19 protein-coding genes are annotated in these 16723 nt (G+C 59.7%); 17 read left to right on the forward strand and 2 right to left on the reverse strand.

Translation table 11 applies throughout. The features are described 5' to 3' along the window. Window positions 1-99: 99 nt before the first annotated feature. The 9 genes from BBI10_RS20840 to BBI10_RS20880 all read left to right on the forward strand — a co-directional run bounded on the left by BBI10_RS20840 (window position 100) and on the right by BBI10_RS20880 (window position 8096). A complete protein-coding gene (locus BBI10_RS20840; RefSeq protein WP_065991520.1) occupies window positions 100-1059 on the forward strand; it encodes a sugar ABC transporter substrate-binding protein in 960 nt (319 codons plus the stop codon). Between the two features lie 90 nt (window positions 1060-1149). Next, the gene (locus tag BBI10_RS20845) at window positions 1150-2700 is read left to right on the forward strand and encodes a sugar ABC transporter ATP-binding protein (protein WP_065991521.1); all 1551 of its coding nucleotides are present in this window, start codon (window positions 1150-1152) and stop codon (window positions 2698-2700) included. Beyond that, entirely contained in the window at window positions 2700-3695 is a 996-nt protein-coding gene (locus tag BBI10_RS20850; RefSeq protein ID WP_065991522.1) for an ABC transporter permease, read from the forward strand. The genes BBI10_RS20845 and BBI10_RS20850 overlap by 1 nt, the downstream gene beginning before the upstream one ends. A 1-nt stretch (window position 3696) precedes the next feature. After that, window positions 3697-4719, forward strand: coding sequence for a LacI family DNA-binding transcriptional regulator (locus BBI10_RS20855; RefSeq protein WP_065991523.1), 1023 nt, complete (start codon window positions 3697-3699; stop codon window positions 4717-4719). Window positions 4720-4778: 59 nt separating this feature from the next. After that, a complete protein-coding gene (rbsK, locus tag BBI10_RS20860) occupies window positions 4779-5711 on the forward strand; it encodes a ribokinase (protein WP_065991524.1) in 933 nt (310 codons plus the stop codon). Beyond that, entirely contained in the window at window positions 5708-6112 is a 405-nt protein-coding gene (rbsD, locus tag BBI10_RS20865) for a D-ribose pyranase (protein ID WP_065991525.1), read from the forward strand. Before rbsK ends, rbsD begins: the two co-directional genes overlap by 4 nt. A 42-nt stretch (window positions 6113-6154) precedes the next feature. Next, window positions 6155-7183 (forward strand): nucleoside hydrolase, encoded by a 1029-nt coding sequence (locus tag BBI10_RS20870; RefSeq protein ID WP_065991526.1) that lies wholly within the window; start codon window positions 6155-6157, stop codon window positions 7181-7183. Between the two features lie 62 nt (window positions 7184-7245). Continuing rightward, entirely contained in the window at window positions 7246-7551 is a 306-nt protein-coding gene (locus BBI10_RS20875; protein WP_065991527.1) for a hypothetical protein, read from the forward strand. Window positions 7552-7757: 206 nt separating this feature from the next. Then, window positions 7758-8096, forward strand: coding sequence for an I78 family peptidase inhibitor (locus BBI10_RS20880; RefSeq protein ID WP_065991528.1), 339 nt, complete (start codon window positions 7758-7760; stop codon window positions 8094-8096). A gap of 71 nt (window positions 8097-8167) precedes the next feature. Here the strand turns inward: BBI10_RS20880 and BBI10_RS20885 are convergent, their stop codons facing one another. Continuing rightward, entirely contained in the window at window positions 8168-8380 is a 213-nt protein-coding gene (locus tag BBI10_RS20885) for a cold-shock protein (protein ID WP_065991529.1), read from the reverse strand. A 297-nt stretch (window positions 8381-8677) separates the two neighbouring features. Then, the gene (locus BBI10_RS20890) at window positions 8678-8992 is read right to left on the reverse strand and encodes a hypothetical protein (RefSeq protein WP_065991530.1); all 315 of its coding nucleotides are present in this window, start codon (window positions 8990-8992) and stop codon (window positions 8678-8680) included. Window positions 8993-9390: 398 nt separating this feature from the next. Between BBI10_RS20890 and thrS the strand changes: the two genes are divergently transcribed. From thrS to BBI10_RS20930, 8 genes are all read left to right on the forward strand, one after another. After that, the gene (thrS, locus tag BBI10_RS20895; protein WP_065991531.1) at window positions 9391-11313 is read left to right on the forward strand and encodes a threonine--tRNA ligase; all 1923 of its coding nucleotides are present in this window, start codon (window positions 9391-9393) and stop codon (window positions 11311-11313) included. Further along, on the forward strand, window positions 11313-11864 hold the full coding sequence (infC, locus tag BBI10_RS20900; RefSeq protein WP_172613086.1) for a translation initiation factor IF-3: 552 nt from the start codon (window positions 11313-11315) through the stop codon (window positions 11862-11864). The genes thrS and infC overlap by 1 nt, the downstream gene beginning before the upstream one ends. 60 nt (window positions 11865-11924) lie before the next feature. Next, window positions 11925-12119 carry a 50S ribosomal protein L35 gene (rpmI, locus tag BBI10_RS20905; protein ID WP_003442181.1) on the forward strand — a complete coding sequence of 65 codons (195 nt, stop codon included), beginning with the start codon at window positions 11925-11927 and terminating at the stop codon, window positions 12117-12119. 28 nt (window positions 12120-12147) lie between these two features. Then, window positions 12148-12504: a 50S ribosomal protein L20 gene (gene rplT, locus BBI10_RS20910; RefSeq protein WP_007905879.1), complete on the forward strand. Its 357-nt coding sequence runs from the start codon at window positions 12148-12150 to the stop codon at window positions 12502-12504. 104 nt (window positions 12505-12608) lie between these two features. Further along, window positions 12609-13625, forward strand: a complete 1017-nt coding sequence (gene pheS, locus BBI10_RS20915; protein WP_065991532.1) for a phenylalanine--tRNA ligase subunit alpha — start codon at window positions 12609-12611, stop codon at window positions 13623-13625. A 32-nt stretch (window positions 13626-13657) separates the two neighbouring features. Then, window positions 13658-16036, forward strand: coding sequence for a phenylalanine--tRNA ligase subunit beta (gene pheT, locus BBI10_RS20920; protein WP_065991533.1), 2379 nt, complete (start codon window positions 13658-13660; stop codon window positions 16034-16036). A gap of 3 nt (window positions 16037-16039) precedes the next feature. Then, a complete protein-coding gene (gene ihfA / locus BBI10_RS20925; protein ID WP_002553164.1) occupies window positions 16040-16342 on the forward strand; it encodes an integration host factor subunit alpha in 303 nt (100 codons plus the stop codon). After that, window positions 16323-16676 (forward strand): MerR family transcriptional regulator, encoded by a 354-nt coding sequence (locus BBI10_RS20930; protein WP_065991534.1) that lies wholly within the window; start codon window positions 16323-16325, stop codon window positions 16674-16676. Before ihfA ends, BBI10_RS20930 begins: the two co-directional genes overlap by 20 nt. Window positions 16677-16723 lie beyond the last annotated feature (47 nt).

The following is a 16723-nucleotide window of genomic DNA, read 5'->3' on the forward strand; positions in this document are numbered from 1 at the left end:
CCCATAGTTTCGCTCACGCAAACGTTTGCGATTCCGTCGATCCTTCCCTTGACGCGTAAACGCTGCCGATAACAACAATCATAATGTCGGAGTGATTCCATGAAGCTGCCATTCGCTGCACGCCTTCTTGCTGTTGCCATGCTTACTGCTTGCGCTGCAACCCTGCCTCTCTCTTCCGCCTTTGCCGACGACGCGAAAAAGCCCACCGTCGCGCTGGTGATGAAATCCCTCGCCAACGAATTCTTCCTGACCATGGAAGACGGCGCCAAGGTCTATCAGAAAGAGCATTCCGCTGACTTCGACCTGATTTCCAACGGGATCAAGAACGAGTCCGACACGGCGGCGCAGATCGACATCGTCAACCAGATGATCGTCAAGAAAGTCGACGCGTTGGTCATCGCCCCGGCCGATTCCAAGGCTTTGGCGTCGGTCCTGAAAAAGGCCATGGATGCGGGCATCAAAGTCGTCAACATCGACAACCAGCTCGACGCTGATGTGCTGAAAAGCAAGGGCATGGAAGTGCCTTTCGTAGGCCCGAACAACCGCAAGGGCGCCAAGCTGGTGGGTGACTACCTGGCCAAGCAGCTGGCAGCGGGTGATGAAGTCGGCATCATCGAAGGCGTGCCGACCACCACCAATGCGCAGCAACGCACCGCGGGCTTCAAGGACGCGATGGACGCTGCGCAGATGAAGATCGTCTCCACGCAGTCCGGTAACTGGGAAATCGACAAGGGCAACGCCGTCGCGTCCGCCATGCTCAACGAATACCCGAATCTGAAAGCGCTGCTGGCCGGTAACGACAGCATGGCGCTGGGCGCTGTCTCCGCCGTTCGTGCGGCGGGCAAGGCGGGCAAGGTTCAAGTCGTCGGCTACGACAACATCAACGCCATCAAGCCGATGCTGAAGGACGGCCGCATTCTGGCCACCGCTGACCAGTTCGCTGCGCGTCAGGCCGTGTTCGGTATCGATACCGCCCTGAAGATGGTCAAGGGCGAGAAGCTCGAGATCACCAACGGCGTGATCGAAACCCCGGTCGAGCTGGTCACCAAGCCGCAATAAGCCGCTCTGGTTTTCACCCGGCACTGTTCACCTCAGCAGTTTTTCAAATATGTACCGCCTGCCCGTGAGGGCAGGCGCGTGGAGATCGTTATGTCAGCGTCTGCTCAGGCCGCTGTTCTATCTGTCAGTGGTATTGGCAAAACCTACGCCCAACCCGTACTCGGCGACATCGACCTGACGTTGATGCGCGGGGAAGTGCTGGCCTTGACCGGCGAAAACGGCGCCGGCAAAAGCACCCTGTCGAAAATCATCGGCGGTCTGGTCACCCCGACCACCGGCCAGATGCAATTTCAGGGGCAGCCCTACCAGCCTGCCAGTCGCACCCAGGCCGAAAAGCTTGGCGTGCGCATGGTCATGCAAGAACTCAATCTGTTGCCGACGCTGTCGGTGGCGGAAAACCTGTTTCTCGACAATCTGCCCAGCCGCGCAGGATTCATCAATCGCCGCAAGCTGCGCGAGGACGCGATCAAGGCCATGGCCCAGGTCGGCCTCGAGGCCATCGACCCGGACACACTGGTCAGCGAACTGGGGATCGGCCATCAGCAGATGGTCGAAATCGCCCGCAACCTGATCGGCGACTGCCACGTGCTGATCCTCGACGAGCCGACGGCGATGCTCACGGCCCGCGAGGTGGAAATGCTCTTCGAGCAGATCACCCGCCTGCAGGACCGTGGCGTTTCCATCATCTACATCTCCCATCGCCTTGAAGAACTGGCCCGCGTCGCCCAGCGCATCGCTGTGCTGCGTGACGGCAAGCTGGTGTGCGTCGATGCCATGGCCAATTACAACAGCGAGCAGTTGGTCACGCTGATGGTCGGCCGCGAACTGGGCGAGCACATTGACCTGGGCGAGCGAAAAATCGGCGCGGTGGCGCTGTCGGTCAAAGGCTTGAATCGCTCCGACAAGGTCCGCGACGTGTCCTTTGATGTCCGGGCTGGGGAGATCTTCGGGATCTCCGGTCTGATCGGCGCCGGGCGTACCGAGTTGCTGCGGCTGATTTATGGCGCCGACGTGGCGGACAGCGGCAGCATCGAAGTGGGCAGTCCGCTGCGCAGCGTGCAGATCAAATCGCCAGTGGACGCCGTGGGTCATGGCATTGCCTTGATCACCGAAGACCGCAAAGGCGAGGGCCTGCTGCTGTCGCAATCGATCAGCGCCAACATCGCGCTGGGCAACATGGACGCCATTTCCAGTGCCGGCGTGGTCAACGGTAATTCGGAGATCGCTCTGGCTCAGCGCCAGGTGGGAGCCATGCGCATCCGCAGTTCCAGCCCCACGCAACTGGTGTCGGAGTTGTCGGGGGGCAATCAGCAGAAGGTCGTGATCGGCCGCTGGCTGGAGCGCGATTGCCAGGTGATGTTGTTCGACGAGCCCACCCGCGGCATCGACGTCGGTGCCAAGTTCGACATCTACGCGCTGCTGGGCGAACTGACCCGTCAGGGCAGGGCGCTGGTGGTGGTTTCCAGTGATCTGCGCGAGCTGATGCTGATCTGCGACCGCATCGGCGTGCTGTCCGCCGGGCGCCTGATCGACACTTTCGAGCGCGACACCTGGACCCAGGACGAACTGCTTGCCGCTGCCTTCGCGGGCTATCAAAAACGTGATGCGCTGCTGTCTGAAGCCGCGCCCAGGATCGACTGATGAAAACTTCTACTACTCCTGCCGCGCTGCCGTCTCCGGGCAAGCGCAGCGGCAACTACTTCGGCCTGGGCACTTACCTGGGGCTGGCAGGCGCCTTGCTGGCGATGATCGTATTGTTCTCGCTGCTCAGCGATCATTTCCTGTCGTACGAAACCTTCAGCACCCTGGCCAACCAGATTCCCGACCTGATGGTGCTGGCAGTCGGCATGACGTTCATCCTGATCATCGGCGGCATCGACCTGTCGGTGGGTTCGGTGCTGGCGCTGGCGGCGTCGGCGGTCAGTGTCGCCATGCTCGGCTGGGGCTGGGGCGTGTTTCCATCGGCGTTGCTGGGCATCGCCTGTGCAACGGCGGCCGGTACGCTGACCGGCTCGATCACCGTGGCGTGGCGCATACCCTCCTTCATCGTTTCCCTCGGCGTGCTGGAAATGGCACGGGGCGTCGCGTATCAGCTGACCGATTCACGCACTGCGTACATCGGTGATTCATTTGCATGGCTCTCGAACCCGTTCGCCTTCGGCATTTCGCCGTCGTTCGTCATCGCCCTGATCGTCATCTTCGCGGCCCAGGCCGTGCTGACGCGCACCGTGTTCGGCCGCTACCTGATCGGCATCGGCACCAACGAAGAAGCTGTGCGTCTGGCGGGCATCAACCCCAAGCCGTACAAGATCCTGGTGTTCTCGCTGATGGGGCTGCTGGCGGGCGTCGCCGCGCTGTTCCAGATTTCACGCCTGGAAGCCGCCGACCCCAACGCCGGCTCAGGCCTTGAGCTGCAAGTGATTGCGGCGGTGGTCATCGGCGGTACCAGCCTGATGGGTGGGCGCGGCTCGGTGATCAGCACCTTCTTCGGCGTGCTGATCATTTCGGTACTGGCGGCAGGGCTGGCGCAGATCGGCGCGACCGAGCCAACCAAACGCATCATCACCGGCGCGGTCATCGTCGTCGCCGTGGTCCTCGACACCTACCGCAGCAATCGCGCGCGGCGGCGCGGCTGACATGGCAACCATCAAGGACGTAGCGGCGATTGCCGGGATTTCCTACACCACGGTGTCCCATGTCCTTAACCGCACCCGACCGGTCAGCGAAGCCGTGCGCAAGAAGGTCGAGGCCGCCATCGTGCAGCTCGACTACGTGCCCAGCGCCGTTGCGCGGTCGCTGAAGGCCAAGGCCACGGCGACCATCGGTCTGTTGATTCCCAACGGCATCAACCCGTATTTCGCCGAGCTGGCTCGGGGCATTGAGGATTACTGCGAGCGTAACGGCTTCTGCGTGATCCTCTGCAATTCCGATGACAACCCCGACAAGCAGCGCAGCTACCTGCGCGTGCTCCTGGAGAAACGTGTCGACGGCCTGATCGTGTCGTCGGTGGGCGGCGGTGACAGCGTCCTTGAGGGTTTGTCGGCGGTGCGCACACCGCTGGTCATCGTCGACCGCGATCTGGACGGCGTCACGGCTGATCTGGTGCGCATCGATCACGAGCTCGGCGCTTATCTGGCGACGTCCCATTTGCTGTCCCTCGGCCACCGGCACATCGCCTGTATTTGCGGCCCGGTCCAGACCAGCGTGGCGAAGATGCGGCTGGCGGGGTATTACCGTGCATTGCAGGAAGCCGCGGTCGACGTCCCGGAAAGCTGGGTGGTGGAAAGCGATTTCACCGGCCACAGTGGCTATTGCGCAGCGGTCAAACTGCTGGAGCAGGATCCGCCGACGGCGATTTTTGCGGCCAACGACATGGTCGGCATCGGTGTGTTGCGCGCCGCTGCCGAACGTAACGTACGGGTCCCGGTGGATCTGTCGGTCATTGGCTTCGACGACATCCAGATGAGCCAATACGTTTACCCGGCCCTCACCACCGTGGGCCAATCCATTCTGCAACTGGGCGAGCGCGCGGCCGAAGTGCTGCTGCGGCGGATCTCGGCGCGGGGCGAAACCCCTGTCGAACACCTGATCGTTGCACCGAGCATTGTGCTGCGCGAATCCACCGCGCCTCCACCCCGGGCATTCACCCAGCTTCGTTGAGCCGGGCGCGTTGCCCGGTCCAAAACAGTGTTCTGAAAGCGTTCTGAAGAGTAAACGTCATGCAAGCAAAAGTAGTGATAGTGGGCAGCCTGAACATGGACCTGGTGACGCGCGCGCCGCGTTTGCCGCGCGCCGGAGAAACCCTGGCGGGGCAGTCGTTCGTTACCGTGCCGGGCGGCAAGGGTGCCAATCAGGCCGTGGCGGCGGCGCGACTGGGCGCCAGTGTCGCCATGGTCGGCTGCGTCGGCGATGACGCTTACGGCGAACAACTTCGCGCTGCGCTGCTGGCCGAAGGCATCGACTGTCAGGCAGTGACCCGCATCGCCGGGGAGTCCACCGGCGTCGCGTTGATCGTCGTCGATGACAGCAGCCAGAACGCCATCGTCATCGTGGCCGGCGGCAATGGCCACGTTACCGCCTCCGTGGTGGACAGCTTCGATGCCTTGCTGTCCCAGGCCGAAGTCATCATCTGCCAGCTTGAAGTGCCGCTGGACACCGTCGGCCACGTCCTCAAGCGCGGCCACGAACTGGGCAAGACCGTCATCCTCAACCCCGCACCGGCCACGGGTCCGCTGCCGGCCGAATGGTTCGCCTGGATCGACTACCTGATCCCCAATGAAAGCGAAGCCAGCGCATTGACCGGTCTGCCCGTGGACAGCACCGCCAGCGCAGACGCCGCCGCCTCGGCGTTGCTCGCGGCGGGCGTCAGCAAAGTCATCGTCACGCTGGGCGAGCAGGGCGCCTTGTTTGCCGGCAAATCGCGCTCCGAGCACTTCCCGGCGCCCAAGGTCCAGCCCGTTGACACCACGGCGGCAGGCGATACCTTTGTCGGCGGTTTTGCAGCGGCGCTGGCCGATGGCAAGTCTGAATCTGAAGCCATTCGCTTCGGTCAGGTCGCGGCGGCGCTGTCTGTGACCCGGTCCGGCGCGCAGCCTTCCATTCCTACGTTTGCCGAGGTTCAGGCCTCTGCAGCACAAGGGCATTCATCATGAAAAAAACGCCACTGCTTAACATCGCCTTGTCCCGCGCCATTGCGTCTCTCGGGCACGGCGACATTCTGATGATCGTCGATGCGGGGATGCCTGTGCCCGCGGGCGTCGAACTTATTGATCTGGCGCTGACCCACGGTGTGCCTGACTTCGTCAGCGTGCTGAACGTGGTGCTGACTGAAATGCAGGTCGAGAGTCATGTCCTTGCCGAAGAGATGCTGTCGAAACAGCCGCCCGCCTTGGCCACCGTCACTGCGTTGCACGCCTCGGGCGAGCTGGGCGAGCGACGCTTGATGAGTCATGACGCGCTGAAACACCTCAGCCGTGGCGCGCGGGCTATCATCCGCACCGGCGAATGCCAGCCGTATACCAACATCGCGCTGGTAGCGGGTGTGGTTTTTTAACGCTCATCTTTCCGATTGAGCAGTCAGGAACAAGGAGTTCCCATGAAGACGCATCATCATTTTTTCACCGGACTGATCAGGAGTGCCGCGCTGTTGGCCATTTTATCTGCCACGTCGGTGCATGCTGCCGAAAAGCGCGACGTGATCATCGACACTGACCCGGGCGCTGACGACGTTGTCGCCTTGCTGCTCGCGCTGGCGTCGCCGCAAGAACTCAATGTCATGGCGATCACCACCGTGGCGGGCAACGTGCGCATCGACAAGACCTCGCGCAATGCCCGGCTGGCACGGGAATGGGCCGGTCGCGAAGAGGTGCCGGTGTACGCCGGTGCAGGTCGGCCGCTGGTGCGCACGCCGATCTACGCCGAGAACATCCACGGCAAGGAAGGCCTGCCGGGCGTAGAAGTGCATGAGCCGAAGCAGCCGCTGGCTGAAGGCAATGCCGTGCAATACCTGGTCGACACCCTGAAGAAAGCTGCGCCCCACAGCATCACCATCGCCATGCTCGGGCCACAGACCAACCTGGCGCTTGCACTGATTCAGGCGCCGGAGATTACACAGGGCATCAAGGAAGCCGTGGTCATGGGCGGCGCCCATTTCAACGGCGGCAACATCACCCCGGTGGCCGAGTTCAATATCTACGCCGACCCCGATGCGGCGAAAGTGGTGCTGGCCAGCGGTGTGAAGCTGACTTACGTACCGCTGGACGTCACCCACAAGATCCTTACCAGCGAAGCGCGGCTTAAGCAGATCGATGGCCTGAACAATAAGGCCGGCAAGCTGGTCAGCGACATTCTCAACGAGTACGTCAAGGCTGACATGGTCCATTACGGCCTGCCCGGCGGGCCGGTACATGATGCGAGCGTGATCGCCTGGCTGATCAAGCCGGAGCTGTTCAGCGGCCGGCAAGTCAATCTGGTGATCGACAACCGTGAAGGCGTCACCCACGGCCAGACCATTGCCGACTGGTACGACACCCTCGCGCAGAACAAAAATGTGTTCTGGGTGGAAAATGGCGATGCCCAGGGCTTTTTTGACCTGCTGACCCAGCGCCTCGGCCTTTTGAAGTAAATCAGCCGTGCTGCGCCGCGTGGCATCCCGCTGCGTGGCGCAGAGCAACGAGAGTGCACACCGTGTCTATCGATCTCAATAACCCCGTTTCCTTTACCCACGACGCGGTCCGGCAAATGATCGCGGCGGCGCGGGATGGCGTGCACAATCAGTTGCGCGTCAGTCGCGACGGCCATGCCTGGATCTCCAGCGACGCGGTGGGCGGCGTGGACATCGGCGGACTGCTGTTTCGCCTGGAAACCTGGGCTGCCGGGTCAGGGTGCGTCGGCCCGGTAGCGGCCAGCGATGCAGTCTGGGTGACGCAGATCTACAACGCCCTTCGCGATAACTGGGCCAACCCCACCACGGACTACGTCGACGTCTATTGAGTCGCGCGCGTCCTGTGCAGCGCGTCCTGCGGGCACGGCTTTAACGTTTTGTCACGATTGATTGCGCCCGGCAGACGTTGCCTGGGGCAGACTCCTGCGCTGCCTGCGACGGGGCGCGCTTGTATGGCCTGGCCCGGACGCGGCGAAACGAAGCCGCTCGACCGCTGTCGCAGAGGTTCAGCTTTGAATAAATGTTAGGAGGTTGTATGCCCTGGAAATACGCATCATCAGGTCTGGTGCTCGCTGCAGCGCTGCTGGCCGGTTGCAGCAGCACGTCGGAGTCTTCGAGCCAGCCTGAGGACAGCGCTGCCAGTTCCCCGGTCAGTTCCGCTGGTGGCTATGCCCGTTGTGATGCGGCAGCGGTGCAGTTCGCCGTCGGCAAGCCAGCTTCAGCGGCATTGCTGGATCAGGCGAAGGCCAAGGCTGGCGCGCAGACAGCCAGAGTGCTCGGGCCCAACGACATCGTGACACTGGAATACCGCTCGGACCGTCTGAACCTGAACACCGATGATTCCGGGAAGGTCAACCGCGTCAATTGCGGGTAACGTCACCGCAAGATGAAATCGCAGGCATAAAAAAACCCCGTCAGTGACGGGGTTTTTTCAGATCGCTGGGATTACTCCGCGCGAACCTGAGCAGCTTGCATGCCCTTTTGGCCTTTCTCAGCCACGAAGGAAACAGTCTGGCCTTCTTTCAAGCTTTTGAAACCGTCGGATTCAATGGCTTTGAAATGTACAAAAAGGTCGTCGCCGCCACCCTGTGGGGTGATGAAGCCGAAGCCTTTTTCATCGTTGAACCATTTTACGGTGCCGGATTGGCGATTAGACATGGTGTATCTCCAGGAACATAATTTTCAGTAGTGCTGTGTTGCTCAGGCCAACTGGGCACACGAGCGCTATCATAGTCGAATTGTGTGAATGCTGGACTTTTTCAATTAGAACTTTGCGTCAACATCTTCGATATAACGCCCCAAATGGGCACTTCGGGCCTTTTCAGCCCCATTGGCACGTGTGGCCGTCAACCCTTCCATTGGCCCTGGAACCCGCTGAATTCGCGGCCTTCAGGTCATCGCCCCATGGGCGTTCCTTTACGCCCCGGTCGGGGGCATCAAGGAAATGTAAATTTTTTATTTTTTGCCGCTCAGGCAGTTTTTACTCACTGCAGCCTGCAGGCGAGAGGTCATATCGGTACTGGGAGGCGTCGTTTTGTCATTCAGCGACGCGATCTCTTTGTCCGAGAAGTTCTGGTTGATCTGCTGAGCGCCGCACTCGCAGTGCGCTTTGACTGCACTGGCGTCCATCGACGGATTGCTCTGGGTGGCTGCGGTGGTGCATTCATTCATGTAGCTGGTCTTGGTCTTCGCGTCCATCGCGGCATGAGCGCTGAGGGGCAGGGTCAGGGCCAGCGGGGCGAGGAGGGCGGCAACGCGTAGAAGCTTCATGGTGGATTCCTTTATGTCGGTTTTGTCGTTGGGCCGTTGAGATATCAGGCCTTGAACGTGTACTACCGATAATCTGAGGCTTTCAATGCGCACCAGTTCCGTGGACCTGGCAACGCCCGATGCGGTTGCCGTCAGGCATAAGCCGCCCTCTACCGTTTAGCTGACCCTGCCGTCACCCTGTGATAGCATGCGCGCCTGCAGATTAGCTCGCGTCTCGCGGGGCCCCGTTGCCCTGCTGCAAGTCTGTCGATTTCGTAAGTTCCAGTCACTCTGGTTCGGTCTTCAGGTTGGCCTTCGGGCTCCTGCCACTGTGAGGCAGGCATACCACCGAATCGCGTACTGGCTCTATCCCACCCACGTGACCTTTGGTAGGGGTCACCACTAGGAGAGGAGGCGCCATGCCAACTATTACTCTTCCCGACGGCAGTCAACGTTCTTTCGATCACCCGGTATCCGTTGCCGAGGTCGCAGCCTCCATTGGCGCAGGCCTGGCCAAAGCCACCGTGGCCGGCAAGGTCAATGGTCAACTGGTGGATGCCAGCGACATCATCGATACCGATGCGAGCCTGCAAATCATCACCCCCAAAGATCAGGAAGGCCTGGAGATCATTCGTCACTCCTGCGCGCACCTCGTGGGCCATGCCGTCAAGCAGCTCTATCCGACTGCCAGGATGGTCATCGGCCCGGTCATCGATGATGGCTTCTATTACGACATTGCCTACGAGCGTCCTTTTACCCCGGACGACATGGCGGCGATCGAGCAGCGCATGCAGCAGCTCATCGAGAAGGACTACGACGTCATCAAGAAGGTCACGCCGCGCGCGGAAGTGATCGAGGTGTTCACGTCCCGCGGCGAAGACTACAAGCTGCGTCTGGTCGAAGACATGCCGAACGAGCAGGCGATGGGCCTGTATTACCACGAAGAATACGTCGACATGTGCCGCGGCCCGCACGTGCCGAACACGCGTTTTCTGAAGTCATTCAAGTTGACCAAATTGTCCGGCGCCTACTGGCGCGGCGATGCCAAGAACGAGCAGTTGCAGCGCGTTTATGGCACGGCGTGGGCCGACAAGAAGCAGCTGGCTGCTTACATTCAGCGCATCGAAGAAGCCGAAAAACGCGATCATCGCAAGATCGGCAAGCGTCTGGGCCTGTTCCATACCCAGGAAGAAGCGCCGGGCATGGTCTTCTGGCACCCGAACGGCTGGACGCTCTACCAGGTTCTCGAGCAGTACATGCGCAAGACCCAGCGCGAGAACGGCTACCTCGAGATCAAGACGCCTCAGGTTGTCGACCGCTCGCTGTGGGAGAAGTCCGGCCACTGGGCCAACTACGCCGAGAACATGTTCACCACCGAGTCGGAAAACCGCGACTACGCCATCAAGCCGATGAACTGCCCGTGCCACGTACAGGTATTCAATCAGGGCCTGAAAAGCTACCGCGAGTTGCCGCTGCGTCTGGCCGAATTCGGCGCTTGCCACCGCAACGAGCCCTCGGGTGCGCTGCACGGCATCATGCGCGTGCGGGCGTTCACTCAGGACGACGCGCACATCTTCTGCACCGAAGAGCAGATGCAGGCTGAATCCGCCTCGTTCATCAAGCTGACCATGGCCGTTTACGCCGATTTCGGTTTCAAAGACATCGAAATGAAGCTCTCGACCCGTCCGGAGAAGCGTGTCGGCTCCGATGAATTGTGGGATCGCGCCGAGTCCGCACTGGCTGCAGCGCTTGACAGCGCTGGTCTGCCGTACGATCTGCAGCCGGGCGAGGGCGCGTTCTACGGTCCGAAGATTGAATTTTCTCTCAAGGATTGCTTGGGTCGCGTCTGGCAATGCGGTACTCTGCAGCTCGATTTCAACCTGCCGATCCGTCTGGGCGCCGAATTCGTGTCGGAAGACAACGGTCGCAAGCACCCGGTCATGTTGCACCGCGCAATCCTTGGCTCCTTCGAGCGCTTCATCGGAATTCTGATCGAGCATTACGAAGGCGCCTTCCCGGCGTGGCTTGCTCCAACTCAAGCAGTGATCATGAATATCACTGATAAACAGGCTGATTTTGCCCTTGAGGTGGAAAAAACATTGGCGCAAAGCGGATTCCGTGCCAAGTCCGACTTGAGAAATGAAAAGATCGGCTTTAAAATCCGCGAGCATACGTTGCTCAAAATTCCGTATCTCCTGGTGATTGGGGATCGGGAGGTTGAAACACAAACTGTCGCTGTGCGTACACGTGAAGGCGCAGACCTTGGCTCGATGCCGGTCGCCCAGTTCTCGGAGTTCCTTGCACAAGCGGTTTCCCGGCGTGGTCGCCAAGATTCGGAGTAATTATTATTAAGCGTGAAATGAGACAAGATAAACGAGCTGCACCGAAAGCCCCGATCAACGAGAATATCTCGGCACGTGAGGTTCGTTTAATTGGGGCTGAGGGTGAGCAGCTTGGGATTGTGTCAATTGAAGACGCGCTTCTTAAGGCTGAAGAGGCCAAGCTGGATCTGGTGGAAATTTCCGCCGATGCAGTACCCCCTGTTTGCAAACTGATGGACTACGGCAAATCGATCTTCGAGAAGAAGAAGCAGGTTGCTGCCGCCAAGAAGAATCAGAAGCAGATCCAGGTTAAAGAAATCAAGTTTCGTCCAGGGACGGAGGAAGGGGATTACCAGGTAAAACTACGCAACCTGGTACGTTTCCTGAGTGACGGGGACAGGGCCAAGATTTCCTTGAGATTTCGCGGTCGTGAGATGGCCCACCAGGAGCTGGGGATGGAGCTGTTGAAGCGGGTTGAAGCTGACCTGCTCGAATACGGCTCGGTCGAACAGCATCCTAAGATGGAAGGACGCCAGCTGATCATGGTCATCGCCCCGAAAAAGAAGAAATAACCACCAGGGCACGGCAGGCCTTGCGGTTATGTTTATCAACTGAATGCGGAGTATCCGAACATGCCAAAGATGAAGACTAAAAGTGGTGCAGCTAAACGGTTTTTGAAAACCGCGAATGGCATCAAGCACAAGCACGCTTTCAAGAGCCACATCCTGACCAAAATGTCGACAAAGCGTAAGCGTCAATTGCGTGGAAGCAGCTTGCTGCATCCGTCCGACGTGGCAAAAGTCAAGCGCATGCTGCGCCTTTGCTAATTTTGATCAAGAACAGAGGAATTAACTCATGGCTCGTGTAAAGCGTGGCGTCATTGCCCGTAAGCGTCACAAAAAAATTCTGAAACTTGCTAAAGGCTACTACGGCGCGCGTTCACGCGTATTCCGTGTTGCCAAGCAAGCGGTAATCAAGGCTGGCCAATACGCCTACCGTGACCGTCGTCAGAAAAAACGTCAGTTCCGCGCTCTGTGGATCGCTCGTATCAACGCTGGTGCGCGTATCAACGGTCTGTCCTACAGCCGTTTCATCGCTGGCCTGAAAAAAGCGTCGATCGAGATCGACCGCAAGGTTCTGGCTGATCTGGCAGTGAACGAAAAAGCGGCGTTTGCTGCGATTGTCGAGAAAGCTAAAGCCACTTTGGCCTAAGTCCCCGGCAATCACCGGGCCCCGTTCGGGGTTCGGTGTTAAACGTCATAAATAGGGGAAGAGCCTTGTAAGCTCTTCCCCTATTTTGTATCTGGAGTCTGTACATGGAAAACCTGGACGCGCTGGTCTCTCAAGCACTTGAGGCCGTGCAAAGCGCTGAAGATATCAATGCCCTGGAGCAAATCCGGGTTCTGTACCTTGGCAAGAAGGGCGAATTGACTCAGGTGATGAAGACCCTGGGGAATCTGCCTGCTGATGAGCGTCCAAAAGTCGGCGCGCTGATCAACGAAGCCAAAGAGCGTGTCACAGAGGTTCTCAATGCGCGCAAGGCGTCGTTCGAGGAGGCTGATCTTGCGGCCAAGCTCGCGGCCGAATCCATTGACGTGACCCTGCCTGGCCGTGGCCAGACCACTGGCGGTCTGCATCCGGTTACCCGCACTCTGGAACGAATCGAGCAGTTCTTCACCCACATTGGCTACGGCATTGCCGAAGGCCCTGAGGTCGAAGACGATTATCACAACTTCGAAGCGCTCAACATCCCAGGCCATCACCCGGCCCGGTCGATGCACGACACCTTCTATTTCAATGCGAACATGCTGCTGCGCACCCATACCTCGCCGGTTCAGGTCCGCACCATGGAATCGCAGAAGCCTCCGATCCGCATCGTCTGCCCCGGCCGTGTGTATCGCAGTGACTCCGATATCACCCATTCCCCGATGTTCCATCAGGTCGAAGGCCTGCTGGTCGACCGCGATATCAACTTCGCCGACCTGAAAGGCACCATCGAGGAATTCCTGCGCGTGTTCTTTGAAAAAGAGCTGGCAGTGCGTTTCCGTCCCTCGTATTTCCCGTTCACTGAGCCTTCGGCTGAGGTCGACATGGAATGCGTGATGTGCAGCGGCAAAGGCTGCCGCGTCTGCAAACAGACCGGCTGGCTTGAAGTCATGGGCTGCGGCATGGTCCACCCGAACGTGCTGCGCATGTCGGGCATCGATCCGGAAGAATTCCAGGGCTTCGCCTTCGGCATGGGCGTAGAGCGTCTGGCGATGCTGCGTTATGGCGTCAACGACTTGCGCCTGTTCTTCGACAACGACTTGCGGTTCCTCGCGCAATTTCGCTAGGTCGCCCGTAACGAATTCTTTAGGAGAGCAGGATGAAATTCAGTGAACAATGGCTGCGCGGCTGGGTTAGCCCGCAAGTATCCCGCGACGAGCTGGTTGCTCGTCTGTCGATGGCCGGCCTTGAAGTAGACAGCGTCACCCCGGCAGCGGGCGTTTTCAGCGGTGTTGTGGTGGGCGAGGTGCTGAGCACCGAGCAGCACCCGGACGCGGACAAGCTGCGCGTTTGCCAGGTGAGCAATGGTGCCGAGACTTTTCAGGTTGTGTGTGGCGCGCCAAACGTGCGCCCCGGTCTGAAGATCCCGTTTGCCATGATCGGCGCCGCATTGCCGGGCGACTTCAAAATCAAGAAAGCCAAGCTGCGGGGCGTCGAGTCCAACGGCATGTTGTGCTCACAAGCCGAGTTGCAAGTGGGCGAGGGCAATGACGGCCTCATGGAGCTGCCGGCCGATGCGCCAGTGGGCCAGGATGTGCGCGTTTATCTGGAGCTGGACGACGCGAGCATCGAAGTCGATCTGACGCCCAACCGTGGCGACTGCCTGTCGGTCGCGGGTCTTGCCCGTGAAGTGGGTGCGCTCTATGACGCAGTCGTGACGCGTCCGCAGGTTGCAGTGGTTCCCGCCGTGCACGATGAAGTGCGTCCGGTGGACGTGATCGCGTCTGCGGCATGCCCACGTTACCTGGGCCGTGTGATTCGTAATGTCGACCTGTCACGGCCTACGCCGTTGTGGATGGTTGAGCGCCTGCGTCGCTCGGATGTCCGCAGCATCGACGCAGTAGTCGACATCACCAACTATGTGATGCTTGAGCTGGGCCAGCCACTGCATGCGTTCGACCTTGCCGAAATCAATGGCGGCATTCGCGTGCGCATGGCGGAGGAGGGCGAGAAGCTCGTGCTTCTGGATGGTCAGGAAGTCAGCCTGCGCGCTGATACCCTGGTCATTGCCGACCACCAGCGTGCCCTGGCCATCGCCGGTGTCATGGGTGGCGAGCACAGCGGCGTGTCGGCGACGACCCGCGATATCTTCCTTGAAAGCGCCTTTTTCGATCAGATTGCCGTTGCCGGCAAGGCGCGTTCGTATGGTCTGCACACCGACGCGTCCCATCGCTATGAACGCGGCGTTGACTGGCAACTGGCCCGCGAAGCCATGGAGCGTGCCACTGGCCTGCTCCTGGAAATCACGGGCGGTGAAGCCGGTCCGGTCATCGAGAACGTCAGTGATCAGCACTTGCCTTCGGTTGAGCCGATCATACTGCGTGCCGAGCGTATCGAGCAGATGCTGGGCATGAAGATGGACGCCGCGGAAATCGAGCGCTTGCTGACCGCGCTCGGTCTCACCGTCGCGCCTCACGCCAGCGAGCAATGGCGCGTCGAAGTGCCAAGTCATCGCTTTGATATCACCCTCGAAGTCGATCTGATCGAGGAACTGGCCCGCCTTCACGGTTACAACCGTTTGCCGGTTCGTTACCCGCAGGCCCGTCTGGCCCCGCAACCGCGTGCCGAAGCCCAGAGTGATCTGCCGGCCTTGCGTCGTCTGCTGGTGGCGCGCGGTTATCAGGAAGCAATCACCTACAGCTTCATCGATCAGAAATGGTTCGAGCTGTTCAGCCCGGGTGTTGAGCCGCTGTTGCTGGCCAATCCGATCTCGGCTGACATGTCGGCGATGCGTTCGTCCCTGTGGCCGGGTCTGGTGAAGTCGCTGCAACATAACCTCAATCGCCAGCAGGATCGCGTGCGCCTATTCGAGAGCGGCCTGAGATTCGTCGGTCAACTGGACGGCCTGAAGCAAGAGCCCATGCTGGCCGGTGTGATCTGTGGCAGCCGTCTTCCGGAAGGCTGGGCGCAGGGCCGCGATGTCGTCGACTTCTTCGACGTCAAGGCTGACGTCGAGGCAGTACTGGGCTTCGCCGGTGCGCAGGATGATTTCCGTTTCGTGCCCGGAAGCCATCCCGCGTTGCACCCGGGTCAGACCGCGCGTATCGAGCGCGATGGCCGTGAAGTCGGCTACATCGGCGCACTGCACCCGGAACTGTCGAAGACCCTGGGGCTTGATCGTCCGGTATTCGTTTTCGAACTGGTGCTGGCTGAGGTTGCCGTTGGCCGCCTGCCAAAATTCCACGAGCTTTCACGCTTCCCGGAAGTGCGTCGCGACCTGGCGCTGCTGGCCGATCGTGAAGTTTCGGCGACTGCCGTGCTGGACGTTATTCGTGAAAATGCAGGGGAATGGCTCACAGACCTCAGGCTGTTTGATGTTTACCAGGGTAAAGGCATTGATCCGCTTAGAAAAAGCCTTGCAGTCGGCTTGACCTGGCAACATCCATCGCGCACTCTTACCGACGATGAGGTAAACGCTTCGACGCAGCAAATTCTCACCTCGCTAGAGGCAAGGTTAAACGCCACGTTAAGGATGTAGCGTATGGGGGCTCTGACGAAAGCTGAGATGGCCGAACGTCTGTACGAAGAGCTAGGCCTGAACAAACGAGAAGCCAAGGAACTGGTCGAGCTGTTCTTTGAGGAAATCAGGCACGCTCTGGAAGATAACGAGCAGGTCAAATTGTCCGGATTCGGCAATTTTGATCTGCGCGATAAACGCCAGCGACCGGGCCGGAACCCCAAGACAGGGGAAGAAATCCCGATTACCGCTCGCCGTGTGGTCACCTTTCGCCCAGGGCAGAAACTGAAGGCCCGAGTTGAGGCTTATGCTGGAACCAAGTCATAACGACGAGCTACCGCCTATCCCCGGCAAACGCTACTTCACCATTGGTGAAGTCAGCGAGCTCTGCGCGGTCAAACCGCACGTTCTGCGTTATTGGGAGCAGGAGTTTCCTCAACTCAACCCGGTCAAGCGTCGCGGAAACCGCCGGTATTATCAGCGACAGGACGTGCTGATGATCCGTCAGATCCGTGCGTTGCTTTACGATCAGGGCTTCACCATTGGCGGCGCGCGTTTGCGCATGTCCAGCGATGAGGTCAAGGATGATTCACTGCAGTACAAGCAGCTGATCAAACAGATGATTGTCGAGCTGGAGGATGTCTTGGTCGTGCTGCGTTAGCAATTTCGCGCGGTGAGCCGAAATACTTCCATCATTCAAAAGCTTAG

The sequence above is a fragment of the Pseudomonas graminis genome (genome assembly GCF_001705435.1).
Classification (GTDB): Bacteria; Pseudomonadota; Gammaproteobacteria; order Pseudomonadales; family Pseudomonadaceae; genus Aquipseudomonas; species Aquipseudomonas graminis_B.